Genomic DNA, 15878 nt, shown 5'->3' on the forward strand with positions numbered 1-15878 from the left:
CCAGCCAGATTATTTCAGGAACACCGGCATGGACAGCTGCTTGCCCTTGGCGTCGACCACGTTAGCCATTTCATGCACCACCCGCGCCTGCACATTGTCCGGCAGCCGCACGTAGTCCAGGCTGCTGGCAAGCGTGTCGCCTTCCATGAAGGCCCAGGTAAAGAACTGGATCACGGCCTTGGTCTGTTCCGGTTTGCTGGTGACACGTGGGACATAGACATAGGTGGCGCCGGTGATCGGCCAGCTGCCTGAGCCCGGCTTGTCGGTCAGCATTTCTTCAAAGTTGCCGGTGGTTTTCCAGTTGCTGTTGGCCAGCGCGCTGCTGAAGGAATTGGCGTCCGGCCGCACGTATTGGCCGTCGCGGTTTTTCATCTGGGCATAGTTGAGATTGTTTTCGATGACATAGGAAAATTCGGCGTAACCGATCGCGCCCGGCGTCTTTTTCAAGGCGGCGACCAAGTCGTTGCTGCCCTTCACGGCCTTGATGTCGGCCTGCCATGCGATGCTGAAATTGCGGCCGAACTGCTGCTTCCATTCCGGACTGACGGCGCTGAAATAGTCGGTCAGGGTATAGGTGGTGCCGGAACCGTCGGCGCGCGCCAGCGGCACGATGTGCAAGCTGGGCAGCGTCAGTTTCGGATTGTCCCTGGCGATGACGGCGTCGTTCCATTTATCTATCTTGCCCAGATAGATACCCGTGATCGCCTCCGCGCTCAGGCGCAGCTCGCCGTCCTTGACGCCTGGCAGGTTAATGATCGGCACTACGCCCGAGATCACGGTGGGGAAATCCAGCAAGTTGAATTTCTTTAAATCGGCCACCGACATCGGTGCGTCGCTGGCGCCGAAATCTGTTGTTCCTTCTTTAATTTTCTTGATGCCGGCGGAGGAGCCGATCAATTCATAGGCCAGCTTGTTGCCGGTTTTCTTGTTGTAGGCGGCGTCCCATTTGAGGTAGAGCGGAGCTGCTGCCGTCGAGCCGGCGCCGTTGATATCGGTGGCATGGGATACGCTCAGGCCGAGCGCGCAGGAAAGCACAAACAAATATTTCAACATTTACAACCTTACGCGTGAGTGTCTTTAAGAGCTGCAGCAAATTCTGTATTTTTTTACAGCTGGTCCAGTTAAGCCGAGCGGCATTTTCGCAGAAAAGTGCGGCGACGGCATGAACGGACAGTACTGTGCAGTCTCGCGCGGCAGGGAGTGACGGACTCCTTGGTGCGAGATGGAAAGGAAAACGCCCGGACCATGGCGGCGCCGGGCGTGTCGGTCGGGCGGTTCCTGCTGTCGATTCGGCGTCTGCCGCCTCGCTGCGAGCCGCGGCCCGTAGCGGCTTGGCGTCGCAGCTGCGCCTTATCGGCGGCGGATCAGAAACGCCACAGGATGTTAGCCTTGATGGCGTTGTCCCTTGCCTTGTTGCCGAACTGGCCGGAATAGCCCAGGCCCAGCGTCACGCTTTTACTGACATCGGCGTCGACTCCGGCCTCCAGCAGCAAGCTGTCGCGCGCCACCGGCACGCCGCTGACGTTGAACGCCGTCGCGCCATTGCTGCTGAAAGCCAGCCGTGTGACAGGCGTAACGTCGCCGAAGGCATGGCGCCAGCCGACCGTGCCGTATACCGCCGCGGTCGAGCTGGCGGCGCCAAGGCGGCTGCCGGCCCGCAATCCGAGTGTGGAGAATGTCACCTTCTGGCTTTGGCTGCTGCTGGTCAGTGCTGCCGGGCCACCGCTTTCGCTGAAGCTGTCGCCATGCACGTTGACATAAGCCAGGCCGGCGAACGGTTCCAGCGCCACCTGGCCGGCGGCGATACCGTAGCCGACCTCGCCGAACACCTGGGTGGTGTCGGCGTGATAGCTGGCCTTGGTGCTGTCGGCAAAGCTCGGGAACACGATGCTGCGGTCGGCGTCGACCTTGTTGCGGGTATAGGCCCCGCCCATGCGCACCCCGACCGCGCCGAACTGCGCGCCGGCATACAGCGCCAGGTGGTAGCTGTCGACCGAGGCCGAGCCGTTGGCGCGGCTGGTGTCGAACGACGAGTGGCCGATGCCGCCGGCCACGCCGACGCGCCATTGATCGTTCAAGGGGGTGTCGGCGCCGATGATGAAGCCGCCGCCGCTGCGGTCGACATCGGCGCTGCCGTCCTTGCCGTCAAGCTTGCTCTTGGCGCCATACAGCTGGCCCCACACCACCTGGGCATTGCGGCGCTCGTCCTTGCAGGCATCCTGGGTATTCAGCTGGCTGTTCGGCTGGGTGGCGCTATCCGCGATGCAGTTAGCCACGCCGCCGCCAGCCAGCGCCGACAGCACGCCGGAACGGGGCGCCGATCCCTGCCGTGCGCGCGCCGTCACCGCATCGCGCAGATAGCGGCTGTCTTCCATCAGGACGCTATTGGCGCTGGCGTAGATCTCGCCCGACAGGCTGTCGAAGGCCGCTCGCGCCGAGGCCGGGTCGAGCGAGGTGATGGTGTCATAGATCGTGTTGCCGCCGCCCAGCGTGGTGACGGCGCCGGCCGCGTTGAACTGATTCGGCGTGTTGGCAACCTGCGGGAACTGGACCTGGTTGCGCGCCAGCTGCAGGAACACATTGTTGGCGTCGTAGCGCAAGCTCGGCGTCAGGAACACCAGGTTGGTGGTGGTGCCGGCAAAGTTGCCGCTGAGGCCGCCGGTGGCAGTCAGGATGGTGTAGTTGTTGGTCGGCTTGTAGTCGCCGGTGGCGGCAAGAACCTGCACCGTGCCGCCGCTCAGATTCGCGCTGCCGGCAACGCTGATCAGGTCGGCCTGTTGCGCAGTCGCCTGCACCCGGTAGGTCGATCCCGGATTGAAAGCGGCGTTGCCGGCCACCGTCAGGCTGCCGATAGGCTGGCCGACGCTGGCGATGGCTGCGGTGCCGCCGCTGTTGACCACCAGTCCGCCTATCGTGCCCGGACCCTGAACCGTGGCGCCGCTGTTGACGGTCACCGTCGAATTGGCGATCGAGCCGGAGACTGCTAGCGTGCCGCTATTTACCGCGGTAGGTCCGCTGTAGCTGCTGACGCTGCTCAGTCCCAGTACGCCAGCACCGAGCTTGACGACGCCGCCGCTGCCGCTGATGACGCCGGCGAATGTGGTGTCGTCGGAACGGTTGAAGCTCAGGGTGCCGTTGTCGATCACATTGCCGCTCAGGCTGCCGGTGCTGCCGCCATTGCCGATCTGCAGGGTGCCGCCGTTGATGGTGGTGCCGCCGCCATAGTTGTTGGCGCCGGTCAGGGTCAAGGTATCGCTGCCGCCCTTGGTCAGCGAGCCGCTGTCCGACATCACGCCGCCATAGACGCCGCCGCCGTTCACCGTCAGGCCGCCGCTGCCGAGGTCGATATTGCCGTTGCCGTTCAGGCCGGGTACGGTCACCTGGAAGCCGTTCAGGTTGAGCGAGCCGCCGTTCAGCGCCAGGCTGCCGCTGCCCAGCGCCGCATTGTTGCCGACAATGATGCTGCCGCCGTTGAGGATGGTGCCGCCGCTGTAGGTGTTGGCGTTGGCCAGGGTCAGGCTGGCGGCGCCATCCTTGGTCAGGCTGCCGCTGCCAGAGACGACATTGCCCAGGGTCAGGTCGTTGCTGCCGGCGATGGTGAGGCCGGCATTTAGCACTACGGCATTGTTCAAGGTAAGCGGCACGCTATTGTCCAGCGTCGCTGCGCCGCCGACAGTCAGGGCGCCGCTGCCGATGGCGCTGTTGTTGCCGAGCACCAGTGCGCCGGCGTTGAGGGCCGTGCCGCCGCTATAGGTGCTGGCGCCGGTCAAGGTTTCGGTGCCCGTGCCTTGCTTGACCAGGCCGCCGCTGCCGCCGACCACGCCGCCAAAGGTTTGATTAGTCGCGTCGCCAAAGGTCAATGTGTTCGCGCCCAGCGCCACCGTGCTGCCGGCCACGCCGGCCAGCGAACCTATGGTCTGGTTGCCTGCGGCGGAGATATCAAAGCCGGCTCTGGCGCCAGCAAGATTCACTGCGCCGCTGGCTGCCAGGCTGCCGCCGGCGCCCAGCACCAGCTGGCCGGCATTGATGGTGGCGCCGCCGGTGAAGGTATTGGCGCCGCTCAGGGTTTCCGTTCCCGTGCCTTGCTTGACCAGGCCGCCGCTGCCGCCGACCACGCCGCCAAAGGTTTGATTAGTCGCGTCGCCGAAGGTCAATGCATTCGCGCCCAGCGCTACCGTGCTGCCGGCCACGCCGGCCAGGGAGCCGATGGTTTGATTGCCGCCGGCGGAGATGTCAAAGCTGGCGCCGAGGCCGGCGATATTCACCGCGCCGCTGGCTGCCAGGCTGCCGCCTGCGCCCAAAGCCAAGGTGCCGGCATTGATTGTAGCGCCGCCGCTAAAGGTGTTGGCGCCGCTCAGGGTTTCGGTGCCTGCGCCTTGCTTGACCAGCCCACCGCTGCCGCCGACCACGCCGCCGAAGGTTTGATTAGTCGCGTCGCCGAAGGTCAGTGTGTTTGCGCCCAGCGCCACCGTGCTGCCGGCCACGCCGGTCAGCGAACCGATGGTCTGGTTGCCTGCGGCAGAGATGTCAAAACCAGCGCCTGCGCCGGCAACATTCACTGCGCCGCTGGCCGCCAGGCTGCCGCCCGCACCCAGCACCAGCTTGCCAGCATTGATGGTGGCGCCGCCGGTAAAGGTGTTGGCGCCACTCAGGGTTTCGGTGCCAGCGCCTTGCTTGACCAGGCCGCCGCTGCCGCCAACCACGCCGCTAAATGTTTGATTAGTCGCGTCGCCGAAGGTCAATGTGTTCGCGCCTAGTGCTACCGTGCTGCCGGCCACGCCGGCCAGGGAGCCGATGGTTTGATTGCCGCCGGCGGAGATGTCAAAGCTGGCGCCGACGCCGGCGATATTCACCGCGCCGCTGGCTGCCAGGCTGCCGCCTGCGCCCAGGGCCAAGGTGCCGGCATTGATGGTGGCGCCGCCGCTAAAGGTGTTGGCGCCGCTCAGGGTTTCGGTGCCTGCGCCTTGCTTGACCAGCCCACCGCTGCCGCCGACGGCGCCGCCAAAGGTTTGATTGCTCGCGTCGCCGAAGGTCAGCGTGTTCGCGCCTAGCGCTACCGTGCTGCCTGCCACGCCGGCCAGCGAACCGATGGTCTGGTTGCCGCCGGCAGAGATGTTAAATCCCGCGCCGGCGCCGGCGACATTTACCGCCACCGTTGGCGCCATGCTGCCGCCCGCGCCTAAAGCCAAGGTACCGGCATTGATGGTGGCGCCGCCGCTGAAAGTGTTGGCGCCGCTCAGGGTTTCAGTGCCGGTGCCTTGCTTGACCAGGCCGCCGCTGCCGCCAACCACGCCGCCAAAGGTTTGATTAGTCGCGTCGCCGAAGGTCAATGTGTTTGCGCCCAGCGCCACCGTGCTACCGGCCACGCCGGCCAGCGAACCGATGGTCTGGTTGCCTGCGGCGGAGATGTTGAAGCCGGCTCCGGCTCCGGCGACATTCACCGCCACGGTCGGCGCCAGGCTGCCGCCTGCGCCCAGGGCCAGTGTGCCGGCATTGATGGTGGCGCCGCCGGTAAAGGTGTTGGCGCCGCTCAGGGTTTCGGTGCCAGCGCCTTGCTTGACCAGTCCGCCGCTGCCGCCGACGGCGCCGCCAAAGGTTTGATTGGTCGCGTCACCAAAGGTCAGCGTGTTCGCGCCCAACGCGACATTACTGCCGGCCACGCCGGCCAGGGAGCCGATGGTTTGATTGCCTGCGGCGGAGATGTCAAAGCCGGCGCCGCTGCCGGCGACATTCAGCGCCACCGTCGGCGCCAGGCTGCCGCCTGCGCCCAGGGCCAAGGTGCCGGCATTGATGGTGGCGCCGCCGCTAAAGGTGCTGGCGCCGCTCAGGGTTTCAGTGCCGGTGCCTTGCTTGACCAGGCCGCCGCTGCCGCCGACGGCGCCGCCAAAAGTATGATTGGCGGCGTCGCCGAAGGTCAACGTATTTGCGCCCAACGCTACCGTACTGCCTGCCACGCCAGAGAGGGAGCCGATGGTTTGATTGCCGGCGGCCGAGATGTCAAAACCGGCGCCGGCGCCGGCGACATTCACCGCCGCGGTTGCCGCCAGGCTGCCGCCCGCGCCCAGGGCCAGCGTGCCGGCATTGATGGTCGCGCCGCCGGTGAAGGTATTGGCGCCGGTCAGGGTTTCAGTGCCCGTGCCTTGCTTGACCAGGCCGCCGCTGCCGCCGATGACGCCGCCAAAGGTCTGGTTGCCGGCATCGCCGAAAGTCAGTGTGTTGCCGCCCAAGGCCACCGTGCTGCCTGCCACGCCGGCCAGCGAACCGATGGTCTGGTTGCCGCCGGCGGAGATGTCGAAACCGGCGCCGGCGCCCGCGATATTGACTGCGCCGGTAGCTGCCAGGCTGCCGCCTGCGCCCAGGGCCAGCGTGCCGGCGTTGATCGAGGTGCCGCCGGTATAAGTATTCGCTGCTGTCAGGGTAGTGGTCGCGGCGCCGTTCTTCACCAGGCCGCCGGCGCCGGAGATCGCGCCGCCCAAGCCCAGGTTATTGCTGCCGCTCAGGCTCAGGTTGGCGCCGCTGGCCAGCGTAATGCTGTTGCCGATAGTCAGGCCGGTGCTGCTGTCCAGTGTCGCCGAGCCGCCCACCGCCAGCGTGCCGCTGCCGAGCGCCGTGGCATTGCCCAGCACCAACCCGCCGCCGTTCAGGCTGGTGTTGCCGCTATAGGTATTGGCGCCGCTCAGCGTCAATATGCCGGCATCGTTCTTGGTCAGTCCGCCGGCGCCGCTGATGAGGCCCGACAGGGTGAGGCCGTTGGCTCCCTGGACGGTCAGGCCGCCGGCCTGCAGACCGATGCTGTTGCCGACATTGAGTCCGCCGGCGCTGGCCTGGATGGCGCCGCCGTTGGCCGAGATCGCACCGGCGCCGAAAGATGCGGCGTTGTCGAAAATGGCCAGGCCGCCGTTCAGGGTGGCGTCCTGGAAGGTTTGCGCGCCGCTCAGGGTCCAGCTGCCGCTGTTCATGCCCAGGTGCTGGAAGTTGATATAGGTGCCGCTGGTGATCGTGCCTGAGCCGCCAGTGCCGCTGCCGGCGCCGCTGGCGGAATTTTGCAGCAGCAAGGTGTTGTTGCCGCCGGCGCCGCCGTCGATGGTGCCGGTCGCCGCGAAGCCGAGATTGAAGCCGACGACGCTGAGCAGATTGAGGCCGAGGCTGCCGCCTGCGCTGACCGTTGAACCGGTCACCGCGGTAAAGGTATTCGTACTGCTGGCGCCCATCGAGACGCTGCCGTTGATGGCGCCGGCATTGATGAAGGTGTTGCCGGTCCCGGGCGTGCCAGAAGCCTCGAACGCAACGCGGCCGTTGATGGCGCCGCTGCTGGTATTGACGAAATTGACCTGGCCGCCGCCATAGGCGGCCACCACCGGCGCGTCCGACGACAGCACCGAGACCCCTAGCAAAGGAGTGCTGCCGATGTTGCCGCTGTTGGAAAGATTGCTGACGCCGCCGGTGCCGTTCTGCACCGCCAGGGCGACGCCGTTCAGGTTTGGCAGGCTGACGCCAAGCAGGCCGGCGGTTCCTTTCATGGTGCCGCTGTTGTTGACGCTGACGGTGCTGGCGGCGGCGTTGCCGATCACGGTGCCGGTCGAGAGCAGGCTGCCGACGCCGAGCAGCGAAGGGTCGATGGTGCCGCCGTTATTCAAGGTGACGTTGTTGCCGGTCAGGTTCATCGCGGTGCCCAGCAGGCCCAGCAGTACGCCTGAGCTGGCGCCGCTATTTACATTGACGGTCAGGTTATTGGCGGCGCTGCTGAACGAGGGCGCCAGCAGATTCGCGGCGCCGCTGCAGGTGACCGTGGCGCCGTTGGCAGGGTTGGCCGGCGTGCAGGTGGCCCAGGCTGCCGAGCCATGCAGGGCCAGCAGGCTGCCGGCGGCGAGTCCCAGCAACGCCGGCAGGCGCGAGCGTTGCGGCGCTCCGGCGCCAAGCGCAGGCCCGCTGGATACCAGCTGGCTGGCAGATCCCTTGCCGTTGGACTTGGCCAGCTCCGACACCACCACCAGCGCACCCTGCGATTTGCTCCACACCACTCGATAACTCTTGCTCATGGAATTCTCCGGAAAAAAAAGAAAACAGGGCCCCGGCGCCGGAACGGATTCGTAGCGCTTGCAACAGGGTGAATAATCAGGATTGCTGACTCTCAGGCTGGGCTGAGAGCGGGTGCGCTGCAGGGTAATCGCGCGGCGCCGGCAGCGTTGTCAGATGGGGACTATCCCCAGCGCATCGCCGCGGCGACGCAATCTTCCATGAAGCTGGATATTGCCTGTGCGAGAGCGGCTGCATGTCTCGACGGCGTATCTTCGATAACCGGGTAAGCCTGTCTTGCCATGACTTGATCTACTCCCCAATCTGATTCGGACTACAAGCTGCAGCCGGCATATTCGAGCGCAAATGTTGAGCAAAAATGTCCAGGTTGGAACAAATTGGCAACATATTAAGTGTTTGTCCAGTATAGCGAGCCGCAAAAAAAATAAAGCTGTCATTATTGCCAGCTTGATATTTGCAAAAAATGTCTATGCGGCAATATTTATCGCATACTGTTCGACGCAAGTTTTGCGTTTATGCCGCTGCAAAAGAAAATGTCCGTTTGCATGTAAACTTGCAGCACATTTTTCCGGGATATCCATGTTCACTTCCACCACTGCAGAAATCGATGTCGATTACGCACTACTGGCGCGTCAGGCCGCCAGCATCCTCGACCAGGAACGCGACCAGAACTCCAATGCGGCGCAGTTCTCCGCCTTGGTCTACCAGACCGTCGCCGATCTGAACTGGGTCGGGTTTTACTGGGTGCGGCCGCGCGGCGCGGCGAGCAGCCACGGCGACGAGCAGGAATTGCTGGTCGGGCCGTTCCAGGGCAAGGTTGCCTGTGCGCGCATCCAGTTCGGCCGCGGCGTCTGCGGCGCCGCAGCCGTCAGCCGTGAAGCGGTGCTGGTGCCGGATGTGCATGCCTTCCCCGGGCATATTGCCTGCGATGCGGCGTCGAATGCCGAGATCGTGATTCCGGTGATCAAGGATGGCAAACTGTACGGCGTGTTCGACATCGACAGCCCCAGCCTGAACCGTTTCCGGCCGCAAGACCTGCAGGGCCTGCAAGCCTTGTTGGCGGTGTTCGTGGCGGCGACCGACTTCGAATAAAACCCTGTGCCGGCGTGAAGCCGGCGCCTTCAGCCGCCGTGGCCGGCCGCCAGCCACTCGCGGCGCTGTCCCAGCACGGCGAACAATTCCACAATGATGGCCTTGACCTTTTGCACGGCGTTGCTGAGCAATTCGGTATCGTGCCAGCACAGCGACAGCTCGCGCGAAAACAGCCGGTGGTCGACCGCGGCCAGCTTCAACTTGTGCTCATCCAGTTCGACATGGGCGGCCGACCAGGGCAGGATGGTGACGCCCAGGCGAGCGATGACCGCAGCGAACAGCAGCGCGGTGGAACTAGCCTCGAAACGCACTTCGGACGCCAGACCCGCCTCGCTCAAAGCCCAGTCGACGCGGCTGCGGATCGAGTTCGGCGCGCTCGGCAAGATCAGCGGCATGCGCGCCAGATCAGCCAGCTGCACCGGCGCCGCCGGCAGCGGGAAATCCGGCCAGGCGATCAGGTGCAAGGCTTCGCTGATCAGCCGCTGCGCCGCCACGCCGCGCGTTTCGGCCGCGTCGGCCACCACCGCCAGCTCGACCCGGCCGCCGCCGATCAGGCCGCCGAGGTCGGCGCTGGGGGCTTCGATCAATTCCAGCACGATGCCGGGAAAGCGTTCGCGCACCATGCGCGCCAGCGGGATCGCCAGCACCCGCGAGGTGCTGGACGGCATGCCCACCGATACTTTCCCTTGCGGGAATTCGGCATCCTGGCGCAGCAGTTCGCGCGTGCCGTCGGCTTGCCGCAGCAGCCCGGTCGCATGGCGGTAAAGGGTGAGGCCGGCGGCGGTCGGCGCCACGCCGTGCACGCTGCGTTCCAATAGCTGCATGCCAAGGTCGCGCTCCAGGTTGCGCATCTGCTGGCTGACCGCCGGCTGGGCGATATGCAGCGCCTCGCTGGCGTGCGTGACGTTGCCGCATTCAACCACTTTGACGAAATACCGCAATTGACGCAAATCCATGTCCAGCTCCTCCAGCCTGTTGATCTTGTAGCGTCATCCTATACGTTAATCCTATGAAGCAAGCGGAATAACATATTTTTAAATTATCGACCGTTTTTCTATACTTGTCCCACAAAACCAGCGGCACGGCGACCAGTCTTAGCCGCAACACCACGGCCGCTACAGGCCGACAAGGAGACAAGCATGGACAAGGCAATCGGATTAACCGCGCCCGGCGTCAAGCCGCGGCGCACGCCTCTCAGCCGCGAGCAGATCGGCGGCTTCTGGGCGGTATATTCAGGATGGGTGCTGGACGGCGTCGATTCGGTGATCTATGCGCTGGTGCTGATCCCGGCGCTGACCGAGCTGCTGCCGGCCTCGGGCATCGCCGCCACCCCTGGTAATCTCGGCATGTACGGTTCCATCCTGTTCGCGCTGTTCCTGATCGGTTGGGGTTTGTCTTTCATCTGGGGACCGCTGGCCGACCGCTTCGGCCGCGTCAAGACGCTCGCCGCCAGCATCCTGATCTATTCGGTATTCACCGGCGCCGCCGCCTTTGCCCACAATGTCTGGGAGCTGGCGGCCTTCCGCCTGATCGCTGGCATCGGCGTCGGCGGCGAGTGGGCGCTGGCCGGCACCTATGTCGCCGAAAGCTGGCCGGAGGACCGCCGCAAGATGGGCGCCGGCTATCTGCAGACCGGCTACTACGTCGGCTTCTTCATCGCCGCCTGGCTCAACTATACGATAGGCGCCACCTACGGCTGGCGCGCCATGTTCCTGTGCGGCCTGGCGCCGGCGCTGCTGGCGATCTTCACGGTACTGCGGGTGAAAGAGCCGGGCCAATGGCGCAAGGCCGCGCATGGCAAGGTGGCCGCCAGCGCGAGCGTGGTGCGCAGTTCTTTCCGCGAGCTGTTTGCGCCGGCCTTCCGGCGCCGCACCATCACCAGCGCTTCGCTGGTCGGCGTGGCGGTGATCGGCTTGTGGGCCGGCTCGGTGTACGAAGCCAGCGCAGTGGTCACGCTGGCGACGCGCGCCGGCGTCGATCATATCGGCTCCGTGCACCTGGCCTCGATCGGCGCGGCGATCCTGTCGTTCGCCACCATACTTGGCTGCCTGGCGGCGCCCTGGCTGGCCGAGCGGCTGGGCCGCCGGATGGCGCTGGGCATCTATTTCGCCGGCATGGCGTTCTCCATCGTATTCGCCTTCGGCTGGGTGTTTTACCTGGCGGACGGTCTCAAGCTGTTCATGGTGTCGCTGCTGTTCCTGGGTTTTTTCGGCGGCAATTTTGCGATCTTTTCATTGTGGCTGCCGGAACAGTATCCGACCCGGATACGGGCCACCGCGTTTGCTTTCAACGCTTCCATCGGCCGCTTCCTCGGCGCCGGCGTCAACTTCCTGCTGGCGGCGGCGATCCAGTGGCAGGGTTCGCTCGGCCTGCCGGTGGCCTGGACCGCGGCGGCTTTCGTGGCCGGCTTGCTGATCCTGCCGTTTGCGGTGGAAACCCGCGACCAGCACCTGCCGCAATAACCGTCATAGCTGTCATTACTTGACTGGAGAAACAGATGCAAGCACTACAAGGTATCAAGATCGTCGACCTCAGCCGTGCGCTGTCAGGGCCATTCTGTTCCATGGCGCTGGCCGACATGGGCGCCGACGTGATCAAGGTGGAGTCGGGACCGTGCGGCGACATGAGCCGCAGCTGGGGGCCGTTCGACCGCGGCGTCAGCACTTACTATCTGTCCTGCAACGCCAACAAGCGCGGCATCTGCCTCGACCTGCGCAATGCGCAGGGGATGGCGGCGCTGCAGCGGCTGATCGATGGCGCCGACGTCGTCATCGAGAATTTCAAGCCGGGCACGATGGCCGCCATGGGGCTCGGCTACGAAGTGCTGAGCGCGCGCAACTCGCGGCTGGTGATGGGCAGCATCAACGCCTTCGGCGTCGACGGTCCGCTGAGCGGCTGGCCCGGCTTCGACCAGATCGCCCAGGGCTATTCCGGCATGATGAGCCTGACCGGCTTTGCCGACGGCGATCCGACCCGCACCGGCACCGCCATCGGCGACATGAGCTCCGGCATGTGGCTGGCCATGGCGATCCTGGCGGCGCTGCTGGAGCGTCAGCGCACAGGACGCGGCCAGCATGTCGGCAGCTCGCTGCTGGCCAGCCTGGTCGGCTTGCTGAGCGTGCATGGCCAGCGCTATCTTAGCCTGGGTGAAATCCCGCAACGCAGCGGCAACGCCCACTCCGTGATTGCACCCTACGGCGTCTTCGAAACCGCCGACGGCCCGCTCAACCTGGCGCCGATCACCGCCGACATGTGGCTGCGCCTGTGCCAGCTGCTGGAACTGCCGGCGCTGCCGGACGATCCGCGCTTCGCCAGCAACGAGCTGCGGGTCGCCCATCGCGACGAGTTGAAGGTCTTGCTCGAAACGCGCCTGAAAACGCGCAGCAAACGTGCATGGAGCGAGTTGTTCGCCGCCGCCGGCTTGCCGGCAGGACCAATCAATACCTTGGCCGAGGTGTTCGCCGATCCGCAGGTATTGCATTGCCGGCTAGTCGCAAGCACGCAGCATCCAATCCTGGGTGAGCTGCGGCAGGTGGCGACGCCGGTGACCAGCTACGGCGCCGATGCAGGCCCTGCGCTCAGCCGGCGGCCGCCGCCCGCTCTCGGCCAGCACACCGTGGAGGTGCTGCGGGAAGCCGGCTTCGAGCAGGCTGCGATCGACGCGCTGCTGGCCTCCAAGGCGGCGCATCAGGAGGCGGCGCCGGCGACCTCGGAAGCGCTGGCGGAGGTGGCGTGATGAATCCTTCTGATAACGCAGTCACGGTCACCAGCCGCATCATCGAAGAACGGATCGGCCATATCGTCTTCAGCAATCCGGCGCGCCGCCACGCACTCAGCGCCGATCTGCTGGACGCGCTGGAACAGCGCCTGCTGCAACTGGCCGAACAGCGCGTGCCGGTGCTGCTGCTGGGCAGCGGCGTCGGAGGCGAAGTCTGGAGCGCCGGCCACGATCTCGGCGAACTGGCGCTGGACCGCGATCCTGTCGCCTACGGCAAGCCGCTGGAGCGCGTCTTGCGCGCGATACGCGCCTATCCGGGAGTCGTGATCGCCATGGTGTCGGGCTCGGTGTGGGGCGGCGCGGTAGACCTGGCGATGAGCTGCGACCTGGTGGTGGCGGACCGCAGCGCGCGCTTTTCCATGACGCCGGCGAATATCGGCTTGCCTTACACCACCAGCGGGCTGCTGCGCTTTTTCCACAACCTGCCCATCCATGTGCTCAAGGAGATGTTCTTTTGCGCGCTGCCGTTGACAGCCGAGCGCGCGCTGCAGTTCGGCGTCATCAACCGCATGGCCGACAGCACTATGCTGCAAGCCACGGCGCTGGAAATGGCGCACGGCATCGCCGCCAAGGCGCCGCTGGCGGTGCGCGCGGTGAAGGAGCAGTTACGCATCATGGAAGACATGCAGCCGCTGCCGGTGCAGGCAATGGAACAGATCGCGGAACTGCGGCGGCAGGCTTGCGCCAGCGCCGATTTCAGCGAGGGACTGGAAGCGTTCAGCGAACGCCGTCAGCCGTTGTTCCGCGGCGTCTGACTTGCCGTCGGCGGCAGTGGAATCGCGCTTTCCGGGATAGATTCATTTCAACTATATAACTGTTGAAAGCGCATAAGAAAATGTGTCGCAGCCGATAAAAATCATTGTTTCATTCGAGGCGCATGTGCTTTTAGATTTTGGCGGGGACTGTGTTGAGAACCATGTTGTCTTTTTCACCTGTCACTATTCACAGCTGCGGATACGAGTAGCGCAGACTAGTCTGAACTGACTGGCCCAGGGACGCAAAATAGTGGCGCTGCAAATAGCGCCATGATTATTTCAAGCCGGAGCCGGTGCTGCATTTCTCGTTTCCCGATCAATTGGAAAACTACTTATCTCAAAGGAGTAATAGCGATGGCACAACTTCTACTGTGGGGCAGTATTGAAAAAGATGGAACGATCGTCAGCAGCTCGGGCGGTTTCAGCGTGAAGCGTGAAAGCACCGGCAATTATTCGATTCTGTTCAAGAGCCAGTTCACCAACAATCCTGCCATCACCGGCGCGCAATGGGGCTTTGGCAGCGGCGAAAGCACGCTGGACAATGTGATCTTCCCGTCGGTGTCGGGCGGCAGCGCCAGCGTCCAGACCGGCGATGGCGGCGGCAAGTATACCGACCGCAACTTTAGCTTCATCGCGGTAGGCAATACCGCTTGATACCCGCAGCAAGCCGTCGTCCGTCTGGCACAGGATGAACGACGCTACAGATGCATGCCGGAAGCGCAGGCTGGTCCGGCTTCCGGCACCCGCATCGATCATTGAGCAATCGCACTTATCGCAGCGCCGCGGTTTTCGATCGCGCCTGAACGCGCGGCAAGCATGCTGACGGCCTGGTGGAAAACCACCATAGCAACGCAGCCGCCAGCGCGATGACGATGACCATTCCAAGCACGATGTGCAGCGCATGCGCGAACGGCTGCAGCGTCGCCAGCAAGGCGCCGCAAATCGCTACCCCCAATGCCGCCCCTGTTTGCCGCGCTGAATTCAGCATGGCTGCCGCTATTCCCGCACAGCTTTGCTCGACCGTGCCCATGGCCGGCGCGGTAGCAGCGGGAGAGATGAAGCCGGAAGCCAGACCGATCGCCAGCATTGGCAGGATGGCGAACCAATAGGGTGAGCCCGGTTCAGGCAGAAGCATGCCGGCGGCGCCGACGGCATACAGGCAGAACGCCGCGCACATCGATGCGCGCGCACCGGACAAGCGGGTCAGGCGGCTGGAAGCCAGGCCGCCGATCGCCACCATGACAGTCATCGGCAGGAACGCCAGGCCAGTCTGCAGCGGCGCATAACCCAACACCCTTTGATAGTAGAGGCTGAAAGCGAACAGCATGCCGTAAAAGACCAGGGCGGAGACCATGGAGACCAGCGCGGAAGCGGCGAACAGCCCGTTGCGGAAGAACGATAGCGGCAGCATGGGCTGCGGCTGCCGTGTTTCGATCCTGAGGAACAGCAGGCCAGCGACGCCGCAGAGGGCAATGCCGGCGACGATGGGCATGGATTGCCAGCCGAGCACCGGCGCTTCGATTAGCAGCGCAATCAGGCTGCCGAGCGCGACGATCGCCGCCAGCTGGCCGGCAACGTCGAAGTGGCGCGCACCTGGCGCCCGGTCGCGCGGCAGCGGCCAGGTCAGCCAGATGCCGGTCAGACCGAGCGGCAGGTTGACGAAAAAGATGCTGCGCCAGCCGAAGCCGTGGATCAGCAGGCCGCCCAGCAGCGGGCCTGAAGCCATGGCGATGCCGCCGCAGCCCATCCACATGCCGATCACCGCGGCGCGCCGGGCCGGATCGGGATAAGCCTGGTTGATCAGCGCCAGCGAGCAGGGCACCAGCATGGCGCTGCCGATGCCCTGCAGCGCCCGTGCCAAGGCCAGCGTACCGAGGCTGGGAGCGAAGCCGCACAGCGCCGACGCCAGCGTGAACAGCATGAGGCCGGCCAGGTAGATGTTTCTTGCGCCGAGGCGGTCGCCCAGCGTGCCGCCCGTCATGAGAAAGCTGGCGAAGCTCAGGGTGTAGGCGTTGACGATCCATTGCAGCCCGCTGACGCCGCTGTTGAGCGTGGCGCCGATCTGCTCCAGGCCGACATTGACGACCGAGGCGTCGAGCAGCACGATGGCGTAGCTGATGCTGGTCGCAGCCAGTATCTTGCGCGCCGGCTGGCCGTCGCCGGCGCGAAAATTTACTGCGCCAGTGTTCTTTATCATCGCTGTTCTCCAGGCAAGG

9 protein-coding genes are annotated in these 15878 nt (G+C 64.8%); 5 read left to right on the top strand and 4 right to left on the bottom strand.

All coding sequences use genetic code 11. The features are described 5' to 3' along the window. Positions 1–9: 9 nt before the first annotated feature. Complete coding sequence (gene pstS, locus BCF11_RS11905; RefSeq protein ID WP_098494931.1) at positions 10–1053, bottom strand: phosphate ABC transporter substrate-binding protein PstS; 1044 nt, start codon at positions 1051–1053, stop codon at positions 10–12. 311 nt (positions 1054–1364) lie between these two features. Next, positions 1365–8039, bottom strand: coding sequence for an autotransporter-associated beta strand repeat-containing protein (locus BCF11_RS11910; RefSeq protein WP_098494932.1), 6675 nt, complete (start codon positions 8037–8039; stop codon positions 1365–1367). A gap of 577 nt (positions 8040–8616) precedes the next feature. Here BCF11_RS11910 and BCF11_RS11915 point away from each other — a divergent pair. Beyond that, positions 8617–9129 carry a GAF domain-containing protein gene (locus tag BCF11_RS11915; protein ID WP_098494933.1) on the top strand — a complete coding sequence of 171 codons (513 nt, stop codon included), beginning with the start codon at positions 8617–8619 and terminating at the stop codon, positions 9127–9129. Positions 9130–9158: 29 nt separating this feature from the next. On the opposite strand, the gene BCF11_RS11920 is transcribed toward BCF11_RS11915, so the two are convergent. After that, positions 9159–10085 carry a LysR substrate-binding domain-containing protein gene (locus BCF11_RS11920; protein WP_098494934.1) on the bottom strand — a complete coding sequence of 309 codons (927 nt, stop codon included), beginning with the start codon at positions 10083–10085 and terminating at the stop codon, positions 9159–9161. A 183-nt stretch (positions 10086–10268) separates the two neighbouring features. On the opposite strand from BCF11_RS11920, the gene BCF11_RS11925 reads away from it, so the two are divergent. The 4 genes from BCF11_RS11925 (at position 10269) to BCF11_RS11940 (ending at position 14316) form a co-directional block, all read left to right on the top strand. Continuing rightward, entirely contained in the window at positions 10269–11591 is a 1323-nt protein-coding gene (locus BCF11_RS11925) for an MFS transporter (protein WP_098494935.1), read from the top strand. Between the two features lie 35 nt (positions 11592–11626). Continuing rightward, positions 11627–12865, top strand: a complete 1239-nt coding sequence (locus BCF11_RS11930) for a CaiB/BaiF CoA-transferase family protein (protein ID WP_098494936.1) — start codon at positions 11627–11629, stop codon at positions 12863–12865. Further along, positions 12865–13662, top strand: coding sequence for a methylmalonyl-CoA decarboxylase (gene scpB / locus BCF11_RS11935; protein ID WP_098494937.1), 798 nt, complete (start codon positions 12865–12867; stop codon positions 13660–13662). The genes BCF11_RS11930 and scpB overlap by 1 nt, the downstream gene beginning before the upstream one ends. A gap of 354 nt (positions 13663–14016) precedes the next feature. Continuing rightward, positions 14017–14316, top strand: coding sequence for a hypothetical protein (locus BCF11_RS11940; RefSeq protein WP_233212459.1), 300 nt, complete (start codon positions 14017–14019; stop codon positions 14314–14316). 115 nt (positions 14317–14431) lie between these two features. Here BCF11_RS11940 and BCF11_RS11945 read toward each other — a convergent pair whose 3' ends face one another. Further along, positions 14432–15859 (bottom strand): MFS transporter, encoded by a 1428-nt coding sequence (locus BCF11_RS11945; protein ID WP_098494938.1) that lies wholly within the window; start codon positions 15857–15859, stop codon positions 14432–14434. Positions 15860–15878 lie beyond the last annotated feature (19 nt).

This window comes from Collimonas sp. PA-H2 (assembly GCF_002564105.1).
Classification (GTDB): domain Bacteria; phylum Pseudomonadota; class Gammaproteobacteria; order Burkholderiales; family Burkholderiaceae_D; genus Collimonas.